This window comes from Kitasatospora sp. NPDC127121 (genome assembly GCF_042677305.1).
Taxonomy (GTDB): Bacteria; Actinomycetota; Actinomycetes; order Streptomycetales; family Streptomycetaceae; genus Kitasatospora.
Genome location: NZ_JBHXTQ010000011.1, coordinates 15,945 through 34,534, shown reverse-complemented (window position 1 = coordinate 34,534; position 18,590 = coordinate 15,945). Strand labels below are relative to the sequence as shown.

At 74.3% G+C, this 18,590-nt stretch carries 16 protein-coding genes; 5 read left to right on the top strand and 11 right to left on the bottom strand.

The features are described 5' to 3' along the window. The first annotated feature begins 47 nt into the window (after positions 1–47). The gene (locus ACFVHI_RS08780; RefSeq protein WP_380337053.1) at positions 48–1,562 is read left to right on the top strand and encodes a diaminobutyrate--2-oxoglutarate transaminase; all 1,515 of its coding nucleotides are present in this window, start codon (positions 48–50) and stop codon (positions 1,560–1,562) included. 155 nt (positions 1,563–1,717) lie between these two features. Continuing rightward, the gene (locus ACFVHI_RS08775) at positions 1,718–3,181 is read left to right on the top strand and encodes a pyridoxal phosphate-dependent decarboxylase family protein (RefSeq protein ID WP_380337050.1); all 1,464 of its coding nucleotides are present in this window, start codon (positions 1,718–1,720) and stop codon (positions 3,179–3,181) included. A gap of 152 nt (positions 3,182–3,333) precedes the next feature. On the opposite strand, the gene ACFVHI_RS08770 is transcribed toward ACFVHI_RS08775, so the two are convergent. The 10 genes from ACFVHI_RS08770 to ACFVHI_RS08725 form a co-directional block, all read right to left on the bottom strand. Next, on the bottom strand, positions 3,334–4,131 hold the full coding sequence (locus ACFVHI_RS08770; protein WP_363367340.1) for an inositol monophosphatase family protein: 798 nt from the start codon (positions 4,129–4,131) through the stop codon (positions 3,334–3,336). Positions 4,132–4,365: 234 nt separating this feature from the next. Further along, complete coding sequence (locus ACFVHI_RS08765; protein WP_380337047.1) at positions 4,366–5,592, bottom strand: type III PLP-dependent enzyme; 1,227 nt, start codon at positions 5,590–5,592, stop codon at positions 4,366–4,368. Further along, positions 5,589–7,358, bottom strand: coding sequence for an IucA/IucC family protein (locus tag ACFVHI_RS08760; RefSeq protein WP_380337044.1), 1,770 nt, complete (start codon positions 7,356–7,358; stop codon positions 5,589–5,591). The genes ACFVHI_RS08765 and ACFVHI_RS08760 overlap by 4 nt, the downstream gene beginning before the upstream one ends. Then, on the bottom strand, positions 7,355–8,575 hold the full coding sequence (locus tag ACFVHI_RS08755; protein ID WP_380337041.1) for an MFS transporter: 1,221 nt from the start codon (positions 8,573–8,575) through the stop codon (positions 7,355–7,357). The genes ACFVHI_RS08760 and ACFVHI_RS08755 overlap by 4 nt, the downstream gene beginning before the upstream one ends. Then, a complete protein-coding gene (locus ACFVHI_RS08750; protein ID WP_380337038.1) occupies positions 8,572–10,287 on the bottom strand; it encodes an IucA/IucC family protein in 1,716 nt (571 codons plus the stop codon). Before ACFVHI_RS08750 ends, ACFVHI_RS08755 begins: the two co-directional genes overlap by 4 nt. Further along, positions 10,284–11,492 carry an acetyl-CoA carboxylase biotin carboxylase subunit family protein gene (locus tag ACFVHI_RS08745; RefSeq protein WP_380337234.1) on the bottom strand — a complete coding sequence of 403 codons (1,209 nt, stop codon included), beginning with the start codon at positions 11,490–11,492 and terminating at the stop codon, positions 10,284–10,286. Before ACFVHI_RS08745 ends, ACFVHI_RS08750 begins: the two co-directional genes overlap by 4 nt. Before the next feature lie 240 nt (positions 11,493–11,732). Further along, positions 11,733–12,722, bottom strand: coding sequence for an ABC transporter substrate-binding protein (locus ACFVHI_RS08740; protein ID WP_380337035.1), 990 nt, complete (start codon positions 12,720–12,722; stop codon positions 11,733–11,735). Between the two features lie 81 nt (positions 12,723–12,803). Then, positions 12,804–13,646: an ABC transporter ATP-binding protein gene (locus tag ACFVHI_RS08735; protein ID WP_380337032.1), complete on the bottom strand. Its 843-nt coding sequence runs from the start codon at positions 13,644–13,646 to the stop codon at positions 12,804–12,806. Then, entirely contained in the window at positions 13,646–14,680 is a 1,035-nt protein-coding gene (locus ACFVHI_RS08730) for a FecCD family ABC transporter permease (RefSeq protein ID WP_380337029.1), read from the bottom strand. The genes ACFVHI_RS08735 and ACFVHI_RS08730 overlap by 1 nt, the downstream gene beginning before the upstream one ends. Continuing rightward, positions 14,677–15,642 (bottom strand): FecCD family ABC transporter permease, encoded by a 966-nt coding sequence (locus ACFVHI_RS08725; RefSeq protein WP_380337232.1) that lies wholly within the window; start codon positions 15,640–15,642, stop codon positions 14,677–14,679. The genes ACFVHI_RS08730 and ACFVHI_RS08725 overlap by 4 nt, the downstream gene beginning before the upstream one ends. Before the next feature lie 274 nt (positions 15,643–15,916). Here ACFVHI_RS08725 and ACFVHI_RS08720 point away from each other — a divergent pair, with 274 nt between their 5' ends. Further along, positions 15,917–16,717 carry a (2Fe-2S)-binding protein gene (locus ACFVHI_RS08720; RefSeq protein WP_380337026.1) on the top strand — a complete coding sequence of 267 codons (801 nt, stop codon included), beginning with the start codon at positions 15,917–15,919 and terminating at the stop codon, positions 16,715–16,717. A 111-nt stretch (positions 16,718–16,828) separates the two neighbouring features. Then, entirely contained in the window at positions 16,829–17,230 is a 402-nt protein-coding gene (locus tag ACFVHI_RS08715; RefSeq protein ID WP_363579370.1) for a VOC family protein, read from the top strand. Here the strand turns inward: ACFVHI_RS08715 and ACFVHI_RS08710 are convergent. After that, a complete protein-coding gene (locus ACFVHI_RS08710; RefSeq protein ID WP_380337022.1) occupies positions 17,191–17,565 on the bottom strand; it encodes a DUF6191 domain-containing protein in 375 nt (124 codons plus the stop codon). The genes ACFVHI_RS08715 and ACFVHI_RS08710 overlap by 40 nt on opposite strands. Before the next feature lie 104 nt (positions 17,566–17,669). On the opposite strand from ACFVHI_RS08710, the gene ACFVHI_RS08705 reads away from it, so the two are divergent. Next, positions 17,670–18,428, top strand: coding sequence for a dienelactone hydrolase family protein (locus ACFVHI_RS08705; protein WP_380337019.1), 759 nt, complete (start codon positions 17,670–17,672; stop codon positions 18,426–18,428). Positions 18,429–18,590: the final 162 nt, after the last annotated feature.

Below are 18,590 nucleotides of genomic sequence, written 5' to 3'. Positions count from 1 at the left end.
CAGGGGCGGTAAAGTTAGGCTTACCTAACTTCTTCTGGGGGTTTGCCTTGTCGCTCGCCGCCGTTCCCGCCCAGGCCCCGGCCTCCTCCTCCGGAGATGTCGGAGCCGCCGGAGCTCTCGGAGCCGCCGGAGCTGTCGGAGGTGTCGAAGCCGCTGGTGTCGCTGGAGCCGCCGGTGCCCCGGCCTCCGGCGAGGCCATCCTGCGCCGCCAGCGCGTACGCGAGTCCGCCGCCCGTACGTACGCCCGGTCCTTCCCGATCGTCCCGGTGCGGGCCCACGGCATGACCGTCGAGGGCGCCGACGGGCGGCGCTACCTGGACTGCCTCTCCGGCGCCGGGACGCTCGCCCTCGGGCACAACCACCCGGTGGTACTGGAGGCGATCCGCCGCACCCTCGACAGCGGCGCCCCGCTGCACCTGCTCGACCTCGCCACCGCCGAGAAGGACGACTTCACCAGCGCCCTCTTCGAGAGCCTGCCCGCCGACTTCGCCGCCGGCGCCCGGATCCACTTCTGCGGGCCCGCCGGCACCGACGCCGTCGAGGCCGCGCTCAAACTGATGCAGACCGCCACCGGCCGGTCCGGCGCGCTCGCCTTCACCGGTGCCTACCACGGCATGACCGCCGGAGCCCTCGCGCTCACCGGCAACGTCGCCGTCAAGGAACCGCTGCCGAGCGGCGGCGAGGTCGTCCGGCTGCCCTACCCGTACGGCTACCGCTGCCCGTTCGGCGTCGGCGGCGAGGCCGGCGCCGACCTCGCCGCGACCTACGTCGAACGGCTGCTCGACGACCCCTCGGGCGGGGTCGTCCCGCCCGCCGCGATGATCCTGGAAGCCGTCCAGGGCGAGGGCGGCGTCGTCCCCGCGCCCGACGGCTGGCTGCGCGAGATGCGCCGGATCACCGCCGAACGCGGCATCCCGCTGATCGTCGACGAGGTGCAGACCGGCGTCGGGCGCACCGGGGCGATGTGGGCCGTCGAGCACAGCGGCATCGTTCCGGACGCCATGGTGCTCTCCAAGGCCATCGGCGGTAGCCTGCCGCTCGCCGTCGTCGTCTACCGGGAGGACTACGACGGCTGGCGCCCCGGCGCCCACACCGGAACCTTCCGCGGCAACACCCTCGCCATGGCCGCCGGCGCCGCCACCCTGCGCTACGTCGCCGCCCACGGACTGGCCGAGCGCGCCGCCGTCGTCGGCGAGCGGATGACCGCCCGGCTGCGCGGGCTCGCCGCCGAACTGCCGGTGATCGGCGACGTGCGCGGGCGCGGCCTGATGCTCGGCGTCGAACTCGTCGACCCCGCCGCCGAACCGGACGCCTGCGGGGCCCGGCCGGCCGACCCGGCGCTCGCCCGCCGGGTCCGGGAGGCCTGCCTGGCGCGCGGGCTGATCGTCGAACTCGGCGGGCGCCACGACGCGGTGCTGCGACTGCTGCCGCCGCTCACCATCACCGACGAGCAGGTCGCTGCGGTGCTCGACCGGCTCGCCGACGCGATCGCGGCTGCGGCGGCCGTCGATTCCGCCGCAGCGGCGAGCCCTGCGGCTCCCGCGGCCCGGGGCGCCGAATGAGCGCGGGGCGAGGGGGCGGTGGCGGTTCAGGGGAAGGCTCGGGAGGAGGTTCGGGCGCCCGATCCGGGGCCGGTGGCGGTTCCGGTTCTGGAGTTGGCGGTGGTTCCGGCTCGGGTTCCGGCGCCGCCGCCGGACTGCCCGGCGGGCCCGCCCCGTTGGACGCCCTCGCGGGCGGCGTCGGCGGGCCCGGCGCGCTCGGGCCGCTGCTGGCCACCGTCCTCGACGCGCTCGACCACGGCATCGCCCTGCGCGGCGGGCCGCTGCCCGCAGGCAGTCCGGCCGAGCTCGGCGCGCTGGTCGCCGACGGCCTGGCCGGCGCCCATGGGCCCGGCGCGCTCGCCCGCCTCACCGAACTCCTCGCCTACGGCGCCGCCGACCCCGCCGACCCGGCCTGCGCCGCCCACCTGCACTGCCCGCCACTCGCCGTGGCCGCCGCCGCCGACCTCGCGGTCAGTGCCCTCAACCCCTCCCAGGACTCCTGGGACCAGGCCCCCGCCGCCACCGCCCTGGAGACCGCCCTCCTCGCCGAACTCGCCACCCTGGTCGGCTACGACCCGGCCCGCGCCGCCGGCGTCCTCACCTCCGGCGGCACCGAGTCCAACCTCATGGGCCTGATGCTGGCACGGGACCAGAAGCTGGACGGCATCGTCGAGTTGGACGGCATCCCGGCCGGCGTCCGGCCGTGCATCGTCGCCTCCGAGGCCGCGCACTTCTCCGTCCAGCGCGCCGCCGCCCTGCTCGGGCTCGGCGAGCGCGCCGTCACCACCGTCCCCGTCGACCGGCAACTCCGGATGGAACCAAAGGAGTTGGAGCGGACCCTGGCCGAGGCCAGCTGGGCCGGACGCACCCCGATCGCCATCGTCGCCACCGCCGGCACCACCGACACCGGCGGCATCGACCCGCTGCACGTCGCCGCCGACCTGGCCGGCCGCTACGGCGCCTGGCTGCACGTCGACGCCGCGTACGGCGGCGGCGCGCTGCTCTCCGACCGGCTCGCCCCGCTCCTCGACGGCATCGACCGCGCCGACTCCGTCTCCCTCGACTGGCACAAACTCGGCTGGCAGCCCGCCGCCGCCGGCGTCTTCCTGGTCCGCCGCACCGAGACCTACGTCTCGCTCGCCCGCCGCGCCGAGTACCTCAACCCCGTCGACGACGAGCAGGCCGGTTACCCCAGCCTGCTCGGCCGCTCGCTGCGCACCACCCGGCGGGCCGACGCCTTCAAGCTCGCCGTCACCTTGCGCACCCTCGGCCGCGACGGGCTCGGCCGACTCGTCGACGCCTGCCACGAACTCGCCCGGTCCGCTGCCGAGGCCGTCCGCGCCGAACCGTCGCTCGAACTCCACGCCGAACCCGCGCTGACCGTCCTGCTGTTCCGCTACCGGCCGCCGGGCCTGACCGACGAGGCCGCCGTCGACGAACTCAACGGCAGCCTGCGCCGGTTGCTGCTGCGCACCGGGCGGGCGGTGGTCGGGCGGACCGAACTCCCGGGCGAGGGGCCCGGCCGGGTGCGGCTCAAGCTCACCCTGCTCAACCCGCACACCACGGCGGGGGAGGTCCGTGCACTGCTGCGCGAGGTGGTGGGCGCCGGGCGGAAGGCCGAGGGGGACCGGGCCGGCTAGGCGCGTGCTGCGGGGGATCGGTCATCGCCGGGGAGTCGGTTGTCGTCGGCCGCCCGGCGCCTGGGCAGGCCCCGTTCGGGACCGAGGACCAGGGCGCCGATTCGTGACCGCGACCAGATGACCACGGTTGCTGCGGTGGCGGTGGCGGTCCGTCAGTCGCTCAGGAGGAGGGTGCGGGTGAGCTCCCAGGTCTCCGGGTCGGCGGCGACCAGCAGGCCGTTCTCGCAGCCGGGGGCCTCGGGGCGGTAGGGGGTGCCGTCCAGCCGGGCGGACACGCCGCCAGCCTCGGTGACGAGCAGGGAGCCGGGGGCGTGGTCCCAGGGGAGGGTGCGCCAGTAGAGGAGGAAGTCGAAGCGGCCCTCGACGACGTCCGGGTACTCGATTCCGGCCGCGTGCCGGCCGGGGGAGACCTCGCCGAAGGCCGACTCGTTGGCCTGTAGGCGCCGGCGGTGTTCCGGGTCGAGGTAGCGGCTCTTCACGGATCCGCGCAGCTTCGCGGCGTCGCGCGGTGCCGGCGGCCGGGTCAGGCGTACGCCGTCGCGCCAGGCCCCGGAGCCCAGTTCTGCACGGTAGGCGGTGGCGGTGGCGGGCTGCCAGATCCAGGAGGCGACGGTCTCTCCGCCGCGGACGAGCGAGCACATCACGGCGTACTCGGGGCGGCCGGCAACGAAGTTGGAGGTGCCGTCGACCGGGTCGACCAGCCAGGCGGCGGGCTCGTCGTGGAGGGCCTGGGCGAGTTCGGGGTCGGCGGAGACGGCCTCCTCGCCGACCACGGGGATGGGCAGCAGCTCGCGCAGGCGGCGGGCGATGATCGCCTCGGCCTCGCGGTCGGCGACCGTCACGATCTCGCCGGGCGCCTTCTCCATCACCTCGCCGGCGGCCAGCGCACGGAAGCGCGGCTCCACCACCTCGGCCGACGCCTCGGCGAGTATCTCCGCCACCTTGTCCATCAGCACGTTCGCGCTCCCTTCGCTGCCTACCACTGTCGCACGAGTGTGCGGAGGTGACCTGCGGCGACCCCTGGGGCGGGCGGGGCCCACGGGTGGGGTCCGGCGCGTGGACGGGCGGGCGGCGGGGCGCGAACAGGGGGCGGCGAACAGATAACAGCTGACAGATAACAGATTTCGAAATCTGTTATCTGTCAGCTGTTATCTGTTACCTGTCGACCGTCATCCGGGGTGCCCTCAGCCGCCCAGGTAGTGGAACCCCGGGCGCGGGTGCATCAGGAACTCGTGGTGCGAGATGTTCCAGGCGTACGCGCCCGCCATCGCGAACAGCACGCGGTCGGCCGCCCGCAGGCCGTCGGCGTCGGAGGCGGCCCGGGCGAGGACGTCCTTCGGGGTGCAGAGCTGGCCGGCCAGGGTGGCGCGGCCGGTGGCGACGGCGGGGCGCGGCCACGGATGCGGCCAGGCGTCGACCGGGAGCACCTCGAAGGGTTGGGAGTGCCCCCGGGTGGCGGGGGTGCGCAGGTGGTGGGTGCCGCCACGGACCACCGCGAAGTCCTCGCCGTGGCTCTGCTTCACATCCAGCACCTCGGTCGCGTACCAGCCGCAGTGGGCGGTCAGGGCCCGGCCGGGTTCGATCCGCAGGGTCAGGCCGGGGTGGGCGTCCAGCAGCTTGGCCAGCCCCTCGCCGAAGGCCGTCCAGTCGAAGTGGTTCGCCGGGTCCTCGTAGTCCACGGCCATCCCGCCGCCGACGTTGACCTCCGCCAGCGGGAAGCCGTGCCGCTCGGCCAGCGCGGCCGACCAGGCCACGATCTGCTCGGCGACGGCCAGTTGCTCCGCCGCCGCGAGCCCGCTGGCCAGATGGGCGTGCACGCCGCGCAGGCGCAGTTGCCGTCCGAGCGGGCCGGTGCCGGGGCCGGTGCCGGGGCCTTCGCCGGTGAGCTGGCGCACGCACTCCTCGGCGCGGTCCGGGTCGAGCCCGAACGGCGTCGGCCGCCCGCCCATCGCGAGTGCCACCGCGTCGAGCGCACCGGTGGCGACCGGCAGGTTGACCCGTAGCAGCACGTCGACCACCGTGCCCGGCCGGTCCGCGAGGACGGCGTCGAGCCGGTGCAGTTCCTGCTCGCTCTCGATGTGCCAGCGGTGCACCCCGGCGTCCACGGCGGCGGCGATCTCGGCGGGCGTCTTGCCGGGGCCGCCGAAGGCCAGCGGCGCGTCCGGCACGGCCGCCCGCACGTGCGCCAACTCGCCTCCGCTGGAGACCTCGTAGCCGTCGACCGCGTCGCGCAGCGCGGCCAGCAGCGGCGCCTCGGGGTTGGCCTTGGCGGCGTAGTACAGCTCGACCCGCGCGGGCAGCGCGGCCCGGACGGCGGCGGCGTGCGCGCGCAGCGCCGCCAGGTCGTAGACGTAGGCGGGCAGGGCGTCGGGTGCGAGGGCGGCGACGTGCCGGCGGACGATCTCGGTCATCGGGCGGCGCTCCCGAGGGAGAGGGGGGCGGAGGTGCGGGAGGCCTGGGCGAGGACGGATCCGGCGAGCGGCGAGGGCAGGCGGACGTAGCCGGCCTGCCGGTCGGCCTTGCGCTCCCAGCGGGTGAGCAGGTTGGCCTTGGCCGGCAGCGGCACGCCCGCGAGCAGTGCCCGCAGCCGGGGCGGCCGGCCGTGGCCTGCCGCGTACTGCTCCAGGGTGTCCCGGACCACCTGCCACAGGGCGCCCTCCAGCTCGGGGTGGCGGTCGGCGAGGGCAGCGAGCAGTTCGGCGACGTGGTTGACCAGCAGGCAGTAGACCACCCGGTCCCAGCCGCGCTCGGCGTCGTACGTCATCGGCCCGGCGACCTCGGGCGGGAGGGCGGCCAGGATGTCGGCGTTGTGCTCGGGGACGAGCTTGGTGCCCTCCAGATCGCGGAAGAGCACCTGGGTGGGGTGCCCGGTGGCGTCGACGCCGATGAGCACGTTCTGCAGGTGCGGTTCCAGCACCACGCCGTGGTCGAAGTAGGCGGCGAGCACGGGCGGGATGAGCAGCCCCAGATAGGCCCGCCACCAGTCCAGGGCCTGGTAGGCGTCCGAACTCCCCTCCAGCAGACGGGAGATGTGGGCGGAGCTGGTCGGGTGCTCGTCGGCGACGGCGGCGGCCAGCAGCGGGGTGACGCCGGGTCGCAGTACGCCGCCGAAGCCCTCGCGGACGATCAGGCCGAAGCCCTCGTAGAGCGCCTGGTCGGGTCGGCCGTCGGCACCGGGCAGGGCGAGGGTGCGGAACGCGGGCTCGCGCAGCATCGCCGCGTCGGGGAAGCGCCGGGCGAGGTCGGCGAGGGCGGGGGCGAGCAGCCGGGTGAGCGCGACGGCGCCGGTGAGCTCGTAAGCGGCGTTCTTGCGCAGGCAGTTGGTGATGCGCACGTTGAGGCTGAACTTGAGGAAGGCGTCCGCGCCGTGGAGGGTGCGCACCGAGGCGGTGGCGGCGAACTCCTCGCCGCGCGGCCCGAGGTCGAGGACGTCACCGCGGTCCAGGGAATCGCGCAACAGCGGGTGATCGCCGATGAGTTGGTACTGCCAGGGGTGGGCGGGCAGCAGACGGTAGCCGTCCGGGACGTCGCCGAGGCCGTCCAGCAGGGCGCTCGCGCTCTCGTCCAGGGACTGCTCGGCGATCAGTTCGGTGCGGACGGCGAGGTGGCGCAGCGGGAACGCCGCACGGGACTCCGGGGCGTACCCGCGCCAGTCCCCCCGGGCGGCGGAGCGGGACTTGGGCGCCGGGTGGAAGCGGTGGCCGAACAGCAGGGCCTGCTCGGACTCCAGGTAGCGGTCCGGTCCGGAGGCCGGGCGGCCGGCCAGGCTCTGCCGGAGGCCGTCGTGGCTGGAGGTGACCTGGCCCAGGAACTCCTCGTTCACCGTGCCGGTGCGCAGCTCCAGTTCGTCCTGTACGTGTTCCGCCAGCTCGCGCCAGTCCAACTCCGCCCAGCTGACGCCTCGTTCGATCTCGACCGGGCCGGTGAAGCAGTGCGCGCCGAGCAGCGAGGTGCGGCGCAGGGCGATCCGCAGCAGGGCGCCGCGCCGGGGCAGGCGCAGCAGCAGGCGGCCGTCGGCCACGGCGGTCTGGTGCTCGGGGGCGGAGACTTCGCGCAGCAGGCAGTTCAGCAGGGTGTGGGCCACCGCGTCGTCGGCGGTGGGCAGTTCGTGGCTGATCGGCTCGTGAGTGATCGACTTGTGGGTGATCGGCTCGGGGGTGATCGGCTCGGGGGTCATCGGCGACTCCAGCGCTGGCGGAGGGACGGGAGGGAGAATGCGGTGGCCGCGACGGCGGCCAGCAGGGCGGCGGCGGTGCCGGCCACCACGGGCGCGGCGGCGCCGAACTGCCCGTTGGCCAGCGCTGCGACGGCGCCGGCGGCGACGGCGCCGCCCTTGGAGACGAGTTCGAGCGTGCCGAACATCCGCCCGGGCGCGCGCCCTTGGGCCGCTCCGGCGGCGAGTACGGCGAGGCAGACCAGGCCGAGCGTGAGCCCGGCGCCGAGCAGCAGCCGGACGGCGACGAAGACCGGGAGCGAGTACGCGACGGCGTGCCCGGCCAGGCCGAGCGCGACGAAGCCGAAGCCGAGCGCGATGCCGGTGTGCGGGCGGGCGTGGAACAGCGTGTGGATGCGCGCGGCGAACACCAGGTAGCACAGGTGCGGTAGGGCGAACAGCACGCCGGTGGTGGTGCCGGAGACGCCGGGCAGTCGTTGCTCGGCGAGCGAGATGAGATAGGGGAAGGAGATGACGGTGGCGAAGACGAAGACGAACTCGAAGACGTAGAGCGGGAGGAGTGGGGCGGCGGGTGCCCGCTCGACGCGTCCCTCCGACACGGGGGCGGCCGCCGGACGGTCCGGCTCGGGCAGCAGGGACAGCAGCAGTGCCGCGGTGAGCGGGAGGACGGCCATCACCAGGTACTGGCGGTGCGGGTCGATCCACGGGGACAACGCACCGACCAGGATCGGCGCGGCCACCAGGGCTGCCCGGGCGCTGCCCTGCATCAGGGTGAGTGCGCGGGACAGCCGCGGCCCGTCGAGGGCGGCGGCGAGGTAGCCGTTGGTGGCGGCGAAGGTGCCGCCGAGGAAGCCCTGGAGGACCAGTGCGAGGGTGAACGCGGGCAGACTGCCGGCGGCTCCGGCCAGCAGGAAGGAGACGGTGAGCCCGAGTTGGGCGCGTAGCAGCAGCCGCTTGCGGCCGTAGCGGTCGGCGAGCCGGCCCCACAGCGGTGCGCCGAGCGCGCTGAAGACCGTCGGGACGATGTAGAGCACACCGGCCCACCGGGCCTGCGGATCGCCGAGCGTGGGCAGGATCGCGGTCAGGTACGGCGGCAGGCCCAGTGCGGCGAAGGAGGCGACGAAGTAGCAGGCGGCGACGGCGTGCACCTGGCGGCGGCCGAGTCCACCGGAGTGGTCCGTCCCGTGGCCGGAGCGCTGTGGAACGGTCTCCACACTCACCGGGCGATCCCGTTCGCCAGCAGGTAGTTGGGGCCGCTGGTGTAGTGCTTGTTGATGTCGGCGGCGCCTGAGCGCTGCTTGCTGAGCAAGGTCCCGGCGCTGACCATGGCCTTGACCGGCAGGCGTTCGGCCTCCAGCAGGTCCGTCCGCAGCGGCTCGCCGGCCGGCCCGATCCGGTCCACCGCCTCGGCCAGGCGCTTTCGCAACAGTGTGAGCACGTCAGTGAGTTCGGCGCGACGGTGCTCGGCGAGGCCGAACGCGAGCGCGCCGGTGCACAGGTGGCCGGTGATGGTGGTGAACAGGTCGGTGAGCGCCCGGTCGTCGTCGCCGAAGATCCGGGCGTCGTCGAAGTCGGCCCGGGTCGGGGCGAGTTCGCCGAGGCGGGCGGTCATCCGGGCGGTGTGCACGCGCGGGCCGTCGTCGTCCTTGTAGAGCAGGCGCAGTCCGTCGTCGTCGAGTACCAGGGAGGTGTTCTGCTGGTGCGACTCCAGCGCTATGCCGTAGTCGAACAGCGTGGTCTGCCAGTCCAGCAGGAGTTCCAGCAAGGAGTCGTAGAAGGCGAGTTGGTCGCCGTCGTGGAAGCGGTCGGCGAGGTGGTCGAGCACCAGGCGACCGCCGGGCGCGGGGGCCAGCAGAGCGGCCAGCGGGACGGTGGCGGCCCGCTCCAGCCCGGCGGGGTAGCGGCGCAGCAGGACGGCCAGCAGCTCGTGGCCGGCGTGCGCCCAGGTCTGCTCGTCGGCGTGCAGGACGCGGCCGGCGAAGCGCGGCTCGCGGGCCAGCACGGCCTCGATCAGGCGCTGGCCGGCGGCGCCGTCGAGCAGCGTGCCGGGCTTGATGGTGCGGCGGTTGAGCCGGCCCAGCGAGGCGGTGGCGAGCGGGAGTTTGAGGTGGCAGGCGGGGTCGTCGGCGACGGCGACGGTGCGCATGGAGAGCGTCGGCACGACGGTCAGGTACGGTCGTTCGGCGAGCGCCGCGCGGCCGGCCAGGCCGACCGCCTCCAGCGCCTCGTCCAGCGGGGCGCCGACGGTGAGGGGGTGGACCGGCAGGGTGGTCCAGCCGTCGCCGGGGCAGGCGTCCGCAAGGCCCAACCAGGCCGGAGTGGGCCACCAGCTCGGGAGCGGACGCCGGCCGTGGGTGGTGAGGGCATCGGTCGGGACGGCCAGCCAGCGCAGCTCGAATGCGGGATGGAACTCCGGTGCATAGGAGTTCAGTTGGGGTTCGGTGAGGCCGGCCCGGCCGCGCGCGGTCGGGTAGACGGGGTGGTCGAGGTAGGCGGCCAGGGTGTCGTGGCCGAGGGCGGCGGCCAGGCCGGTCCAGTCGGCCGGGTCCTCGCCGTACAGGTCGGTGAGCCGGGCGTGCACCTCGGGCCGTGCGCGCTCGTGCAGTTCCATGGTGGCGAGGGTCTGGCGGCACTCCTCGGCGAAGGCGGCCCAGCCGGGCCGGTCCTCGGGCTCGGCCAGACCGGCCAGGGCCGCCACGATGGCGTCCAGACCGGTGAGTCGGCGCCCGGCCAGCTCCAGCAGGGGCAGCCGGGCGGCGTACTCGCACTGGAAGCCCTCGGCGGCGACGGGCAGGGCGAGTTCGGCGTCCGCGACGGTGAACCAGGGGCCGTCCGCGCGGTCCTCCACGGCGCCGCGGGAGCGCAGGCCGAGGACGTCCTCGCGCAGTAGGGCGGAGAGCACCCGCAGGGTGAGCTGCTCGTCGGCGGTCACGGGGTGATCTCCCAGCGGTTGGCGGCGCGGAACCGGGCGACGGCCGCGTCCACGGCCTCCTGATCGGCACCGATGGCCCACATCACGCCCAGGTAGTCGCGGTTGGTGCGGTAGTGCTCGTGCCGCTCGCCGAGCGGGCGCAGCGGGCGGTAGGCGAGCCGGACGCCGTCGCGTTCCTCGTCGTACGGGCCGGGGGCGGCGGTGAGGAGGCCGGCCCGGTCGGCGCAGACCACCTCGTTGCGGGCCCGGCGCGGGGTCGCGGCGCACTGCGCGCCGAGGTCCGCGGGGAGTTCCCGGCCGAGGTGGGTGGCGAGGATGTGTTCGAAGAGCGGGACGCCGAGGATTTCGGCGAGCATCAGGTCGCACTGGTCGCCGATGGCGCGGTAGTTGACCTCGATGATCCGGGCGCGGCCGTCCGGCTGCACGACGAACTCGGTGTGGCAGGCGCCGAGTCCGATGCCGAGCGCGTCGAGTTGGGCGAGCACCTGCGCGACCACCTCGGCGGGGTGCGCGGGGACGAACTCCAGCACCTCCTCGATGAAGTCCGGCGGTGGGGAGAGCTGCGTACGGAAGCCGCCGAGGACGTGCCGGCGGCGGCCGTCGCCGAGGGTCTCCAGGGTGCACAGCCGGCCGTCCAGGAACTCCTCGACGACCAGCGTCGCGCCGGCCCGGCGGTGCTGGATCTCCCGGCAGCGGAGGGCGAGTTCGGCGGCGTCGGCGACCAGTGTGACGTCCTCGCTGGCCACTCCCTCACGGGGTTTGACCACGCAGGGGAACGGCGGCTCCAGCTCGGCCGGGTCCTGCCCGGGGGCCAACTCGGCGGACCAGACGGCGTCCTGGCCGGTCAGGGCGAGGTGGCGGCGCAGCTGGCCCTTGTCCTTGGCCCGCAGCGCGGCCTTCCAGTCCTTTGCGGGGAGGCCGAAGTACTCGGCGGCCAGGGCGGTCTGGGTCTGCAGGTGGTCGCTGTTGCTGAACACCGCGTCGGGCGCGTGATGGCGGGAGACCAGGCTGATCACGGCGCGGAAGTCTCGGACGTCGCACTCCAGCACCTCGGGTGCGGTGAACGGGAGGTCGGCGTAGGCCTTCCGGTGGGGTTCGGCGTGGTCGGTCAGGACGGTGACGTCGAGCCCGAGCCGGGCGGCGGCGGGCAGGAAGCCGGCGGTGACCGAGTCGGTGGGGTTCAGGGCGAGCAGGTAGAGCCGCATGGGGTGGTGGTCCTTGAGGGTGGTGACGGACGAGAGCGACGGCGGGCGGATCACAGGGCACGTCGGGAGGGCGGCGAACAGATGACAGGCGACAGATGACAGATTTCGAAATCTGTTATCTGTTTGTTGTCATCTGTCATCTGTTCGTTGTCGGCTGTTCGGTGGCGGCTGCTGCTGTGGCCGCCACCGCCACCGCCACCGCCACCGCTACCTCGTCCGCCCGCCGTCGTCCGTCGGCGGTTACTTGGGTGCGTCCACGCCCGCGGCCTTGGCGATGTCGCCGAGCATGGCGTCGGCGGCCTGGACGCCGATGCCGGACATCCAGGTCTCGTCCGGGACGTTGAAGACCTTGCTGTTCTTGACGGCGTTCAGGCCCTGCCAGACCGGGGTCTGCTGGACCTCGCTCTCCTTGGTCTTGGACGGGTCGTCGGCGGTGGTGACGAACACCAGGTCGGCGTCGGCCTGGTTGATCTGCTCGGCGCTCACCTCGACGATGTTCTTGTCGACGTCCTGGGCGGCCGGGCGGGCCAGGCCGACGTCCTTGAGCACCACGCCGCTGTAGGAGGCCTTGGCGTAGAGGCGGGTCGGTCCGGCCACGAAGCGGACCACCGAGGCGGTCGGCATGGCGCCGCCGTTCTTCGCCTTGATCGCCTCGCCGAGCTTGGCGGCCCGCGCCTGGTAGTCGGCGAGCGCCTTCTTGGCCTCGTCCTCCTTGCCGAGCGCCTGCGCGTAGAGGGCGAGGTTCTCCTTCCACGGGAACCCGGTGGTCTCGGCGAGCACGGTCGGCGCGATCGCGTTCAGCTGGTCGTAGACCTTGGCGTGGCGGACCTTGGAGGAGAGGATCAGGTCGGGCTTGAGGGAGGCGATCAGCTCCAGGTTCGGCTCGTTCATCGGGCCGACGTCCTTGGTGTCCTTGATCTTGTCCTTGAGGTAGTTCGGGAACCCGCCCTCGGTCTTCATGTGCGGCGACACCGCGCCGACCGGCGTGATGCCGAGCAGCGTGACGTCGTCCAGCTCGCCGCTGTCCAGCACCACGACGCGCTTGGGCTGGGCCTTGATCTGGGCCGTTCCGGCGGCGTGGGTGACGGTGCGCGGGAAGCTGGCGGAGGCGCCGGCGCTCGCGGAGGCGGCGTCCCCGCTCTGCTTGGTCCCGCCGTCGCTGCCGCAGGCGGCGAGCAGCGTGGTGGACAGGGCGACGGCGAGGACGGCGACGGGGAGGCGGCGGTTCATGGGGTTCCTTGGATCGGGTCGAGCGGGTGTCGGGGGTGAGGAGCGTCGGGGGTGAGGAGCCGGGGGGGGGGCGGTCAGCGGTCAGCGGTCGGCGGCGCGCGGCCGGGTCCGCGCCCGGGGGACGACCAACGGCGTGCCGGTCTCCGGGTCGGGCACCACCCGGCACGGCACCTGGAACACGGCCTCGACCAGGTCGGCGGTGAGGACCTCGGCGGGCGGTCCGGCGGCGGCGAGCCGCCCGTCCTTGAGCACCACCAGGTGGTCGGCGTACCGGGCGGCCTGCCCGAGGTCGTGGAGCACCATGACGACGGTGCGTCCGGCCTCGGCGTGCAGGTCGGCGACCAGGTCGAGGACGTCGAGCTGGTGGCGCAGGTCGAGGAAGGTGGTCGGCTCGTCGAGCAGCAGCAGTTCGGTGTCCTGGGCCAGCGCGAGCGCGATCCAGGCGCGTTGGCGCTGCCCGCCGGAGAGCCGGTCGACCTGCTGGTCGCGCAGTTCGGCGGTGCCGGTCCGGGCGAGGGCGTCCTCGACGGCGGCCTGGTCGGTCTTGGACCACGGGCTGAGCATCCGCTGGTGCGGGTACCGGCCGAGCCGTACCAGCGCCTCGACGGTGATCGCCTCGGGGGTGACCGGCTGCTGCGGCAGCAGGCCCATCCGCTTGGCGAGGGCCCGGGCGGACATCCGGTGGATGTCGGAGCCGTCCAGGGTGACGGTGCCGGCGGCGGGGTCGAGCAGCCGGACCAGTCCGCGCAGCAGGGTGGACTTGCCGCAGGCGTTGGGCCCGACGATGGCGGTGACGGCGCCGCCGGGCAGTTCGAGGTCGAGCCCGCCGACGATCGTGCGGTCGCCGTAGCGCAGGTCGAGGCCGTGCGCGGCGAGCCGGTTGGCGGTGGTGGTGACGGACTCGACGGTCGTCGTGGGCGTCATCAGTTGCTCCTCTGGGGAGGCCGGCCCTGGCGGATCATCAGCGCCAGGAGCCAGGGCGCGCCGAGCGTGGCGGTGACGGCACCGACCGGCAGGCCGTGGACGGGGATCACGTGGAGCACGAGGAGGTCGGCGGACAGCAGCAGGACGGCGCCGGTGAGCGCGGTGAGTCCGAGCGTGCCGAGGGTGGGCGGCCCGGCGAGCAGCCGGACCAGATGCGGCACGGCGAGCGCGACGAACGCGACCGGGCCGGTGAGGGCGGCGGCCAGCGAGGCGAGGGTGATGCCGAGCAGCAGCAGCCAGAGCCGGTCCCGGCCGGGGTTGAGGCCGAGGCCGCCGGCCGAGTCGTCGCCGAGGTCGAGGACCGAGATCCGCCGCTGGCAGAGCAGCACGGCCAGGGCGGTCAGCGCGATGGCGGTGCCGCCGATCCAGACCTCGGTCCAGTTGCGGCCGTAGAGCGAGCCGGTGGTCCACTGCATCGCGGAGGAGGCCAGCTCGGCCGGGAACCGTACGATCATCAGGTTCACGGCGGCGGCGAGGCCCTGCTGCACCGCCAGGCCGACCAGCACCAGCCGGGTGACGGCCATCTTCGACCGCCAGGCGAGGCCGCCGAGCAGCAGCGCCGCCAGCAGTCCGCCGCCGAGCGCGGCCAGCGGGATCAGCTGCTGGGAGGCGCCGGTGGCGAGCATCAGCACCGCGCCGAAGGACGCGCCGCCGGTGACACCGATGGTGTCGGGGGAGGCCAGCGGGTTGCGGAAGAGCCGCTGGAGCATCGAGCCGGCCATCGCCAGCCCGGCACCGGCGATCAGCGCCGACACCACCCGGGGCGCCCGGAACTGCTGCACCACCAGGACGTTTCCGGGTTCGCCCTGCCCGACCAGGGCGCGCAGCGCGTCCCATCCGGACAGGCTCACCTGTCCGGTGCCGAGCGCGACGCCGGTCAGCACCACCAGGACGACGGCGGCCAGCGCCGACCACGCGGCGGTGCGGACCCGGCGGCGGGCGAGTGTGCCGACGGGCACGGCGAGCGCGGTCACCGGGCCACCTTCCGGGCCAGTACGGCGAGCAGCGGCGCGCCGAGGAAGGCGGTCACGATGCCGACCTCGATCTCGGAGGGGCGCACCACGAGCCGTCCGAGCACGTCGGCGGCGAGCAGCAGCAGCGGACCGGCGATCAGGCAGCCCGGCAGCAGCCAGCGGTGGTCGTTGCCGAGCAACGGGCGGACCAGGTGCGGCGCGGCCAGTCCGATGAACGCCACCGGCCCGGCGACGGCCACCGCGCTGCCCGCGAGCAGGACGACGGCCAGCCCGCCGGCCAGTCGGATCCGGGCCACCGGCACGCCGAGCGACTGGGCGGTCTCGTCGCCGAGGGCGAGCGCGTTGAGGGCGGGCGAGATCGCGAACGCGCCCAGCAGACCGAGCACCAGGAACGGCAGCACGGGGGTGAGGGTGTCCAACTGCCGCCCGCCGATCGAGCCGGCCAACCAGAACCGGGCCTCGTCCAGGGTGCGGTGACTGGCCAGCATCAGCGCGGAGGTCCAGGAGGTGAGCACCACGGTGAGCACGGTGCCGCCGAGGGCGAGCCGGACCGGGTCGAGGTCGCCGCCGCGCCGGGACATCGCGTACGCGGCGACCGCGGCGACGGCCGCCCCGGCGAAGGCGAACCAGACGTACTCGACGGGCCGGGTGAGGCCCAGCGCGTAGATCGCGGCGACCACGGCGAGGCTCGCGCCGGCGTTGACGCCGAGGGTGACCGGGGAGGCGAGCGGGTTGCGGGTGACGCCCTGGGCGACCGCCCCGGCGACGCCGAGCGCGGCCCCGACGGCCAGCCCGATCACCGTTCGCGGCAGGCGAAGGCCCGTCACCACATCGGCGTCGCCGCCGTGGGCGGCCCCGGTGAGGGCGTCGGCCACGGTGGACAGCGGGATGGATCGGGAGCCGAGCGCGAGGCTCAGCGCGGCACACAGCACGAGCGCGCCCACACCGGCGACCAGCAGCAGGGGCCGCTGGACCGCCGAGGATCGAGGCGTCGCCGGGGCTGTGGTGGCCGGCGGGTCGGTTCTCAACACGAGTCGACATCTTAGGTTAGGTTTGCCTAAGTTCGTCAATCTCGGGCTGCCTGGTCCGATGTCGGGCCGTTCGCCGCGGCGTCGACCCGTCCGGGTGTCGTGGGTGCCGTACCGCCCGGCCCGGCCCTGGGTGATGCACTTCCTGAGGCATTGTAAGGTGAGCCTCACCTTATTCGATCATGCGGAGTCGATCCACGGAGCGCCGATGATCCCCGGAACACCCCTGCCCGTCGCACCGACGTCCACCCTGCCCGGCGACTACCGGCGCCTGCGCGAGTTCTGCCCGGTGCTGGAACTGCGCCTGCTCGACGCCGACGAACCCGACCCCCGAGCCGCCGACGGCTGGTACTCGGGGGCCGAACTCGCCGCCGACGAACGGGCCCTGGCCGCCGCCCTGGCCGGCGAGGAGGAGCGCATCGCCGCCGAACACGGCCGGGCCCCCCGCCCGCACGTCACCGCCTCCAGACTGCTGCACCACTACGTCTGGTCCGCGTGCCTGCTCATCGCGGGCCCCTGGCACCTCGCCCGGAAAGTCCCCCTCGTCGACCCCGCCGACCTCTGGCTGCACGCCCCCACCGGGGACCTCGCGCTGCGCCCGCGCGGCCACGTCACCCTCCCCGGCGACGACGAACTCCGCGCCGAACTGCGGGCCGCCGTGGTCGCCCACGTCGAGCCGGTGCTCGCCGCCTTCGCCGCCCCCAGCCGGCGCCGCGACCGCGCGCTCTGGGGCATGGTGACGGACGACCTCGCCTCCGCCGTCTGGTACCTCGGCCGGATGCTCGGCGAGGAGGACGCCGCGGTCGTCGCCGCCGAGGCGGTGCTGCCCGGTGGCACCCTCCCGCTGCCCGGCGCCGCCGACTTCCGCCGTCTGCACACCCCCGACGGGCGCGGCCACCACACCCGTACCCGGCTCGGCTGCTGCCTCTACTACGCCGTCAAGCCCGAGGCCGCCGCCTGCCTGACCTGCCCGCGCACCAGCGACGAGGAACGGCTGCGCCGGTTCTGAGGAGTCCGTCCGAGGATCGCCGTCGGGGGGATCGTCGGGGGGAGTTGGGGGATCGTTGAGGGGATCGTCGGGGGCGGTTCGTTGTCAGTGGTATTGGCTAGGGTCGCGGCCATGATCGATTCGACGACGCGGGTCCGTATCGCCCGGCCCTCGCGCGACCTCGCGGCGGCCGAGCGCTTCTACGTCGGCGGCCTCGGCCTCGACGTGCTGTGGCGCACCACCGAGCGGGTGTCCGGTGAGCACGACCTGCTGATGGTCGGTCCGCCCGGCGGAGCCTGGCATTTCGAACTCACCCACGACCCGGAGAACCCGCTGGAGCCCACCCCGACGGTCGACGACCTGTTCGTCGTCTACCTCGGTGCGCCGGTGGACGACGCCCTGGTCGCCCGGCTGGAGGCCGCCGGCGGCACCCCGGTCCGGGCCCACAACCCCTACTGGGAGGAGTTCGGCGTGACGATATCCGACCCGGACGGCTACCGGCTGGTGCTCTGCTCCCGTGGCTGGGGGGCCTGAGCGCCTGTCCGACCCCGTTCGGTCTCGCCGCCCGTCCCGCCCTTGCCGTGCAGCACCGCCACGCCCCGGTCCAGGTCCACGCCGAACTGCGGCGGCGCTCCGACCTGGGCGTCGTCCCGCAGCGTCAGCTGTTCCCGCCGCTGTTCGACCTGCACCCGCTTGCCCGGGCTGAACAGCGCCTGCAACTCCTCCAGCCCACCGCCCAGGCCCACCCCGGTGCTCCCGCCGCCCCGCCGCCAACGCCCCGACGACTCGCCCCGGATCTGCCACGTGATCAGGAGCACCAGCCCGATCACCGCCGCCGCCACGCACGCCACATCTACGATCACACCCATGTACGCCCAACGCCGGGCGGTCGCACCCGCGTTCCCCGCGGGCGCCGCGCCGGCGGCGGCGTCCACCGGCTACCTGCCGCGCGAACCGAAGGAGACCCCTCACCATGACCGTGCGCGGAACCACCGTGGACATCCCGACGGCGGACGGCACCGCCGACGCCTACCTCGCCCATCCCGACGACGGGCGGGCCCACCCCGGAGTCATCCTCTACATGGACGCCTTCGGGCTCCGACCCCAGCTGAAGGACATGGCCGACCGGCTCGCCCAGGCCGGGTACGCCGTGCTGGTCCCCAACGCCTACTACCGGAACGGCCGCGCGCCGGTCGTCGAACTGCCGCCGCTGATCGACCTGGAGAAGGACCCGACGATCTTCCAACAGATCGGCCCGCTGCTCCTCAGCCTCACCCCCGAGGTGACCGCCCGCGACGCGGACGCCTATCTGCGTTGGCTCGCCGACTCCCCGCTCGTCTCGGACGGCCCGGTCGGCCTCACCGGCTACTGCCGCGGTGCGTTGCTCGCCCTGTGGACGGCCGCCAGCCACCCCGACCGGATCGCCGCCATCGCCGGGTTCCACGGCGGCAACCTCGCCACCGATGCGCCGGACAGCCCGCACCTGGGCGCCTCCCGGATCACCGCCGAGGTGTACTTCGGCCACGCCGACGAGGATCCGTCCATGCCCGCCGAGCAGATCGAACGGCTCGCCGAGGCCTTCACCGCCGCCGGTGTCCGCCACCGGGAGGAGGTCTACCCGGGCGCCGCGCACGGCTACACCCAGGCCGACACCACCCGCTACGACGCCGTCGCCGACGCGCGCCACTGGGAGGCGGTGCTCGACCTGTTCAAGCGGACCCTGTCGGCCTGAGCCACCGGAGGGCCGGGGCGGCGGGCGCGGCGTGGCCCGGTCCGCCCCGGCCTGGTCCGTGCAGGCGCGGGCCGGTGACGGCCTTGCGCCACAGCACCTCCTCTTCGTCCTCCAGTCGCGCAACGGACGCGAGGTGTTCGGGTCGGCGTGGAGCCGGGCGGT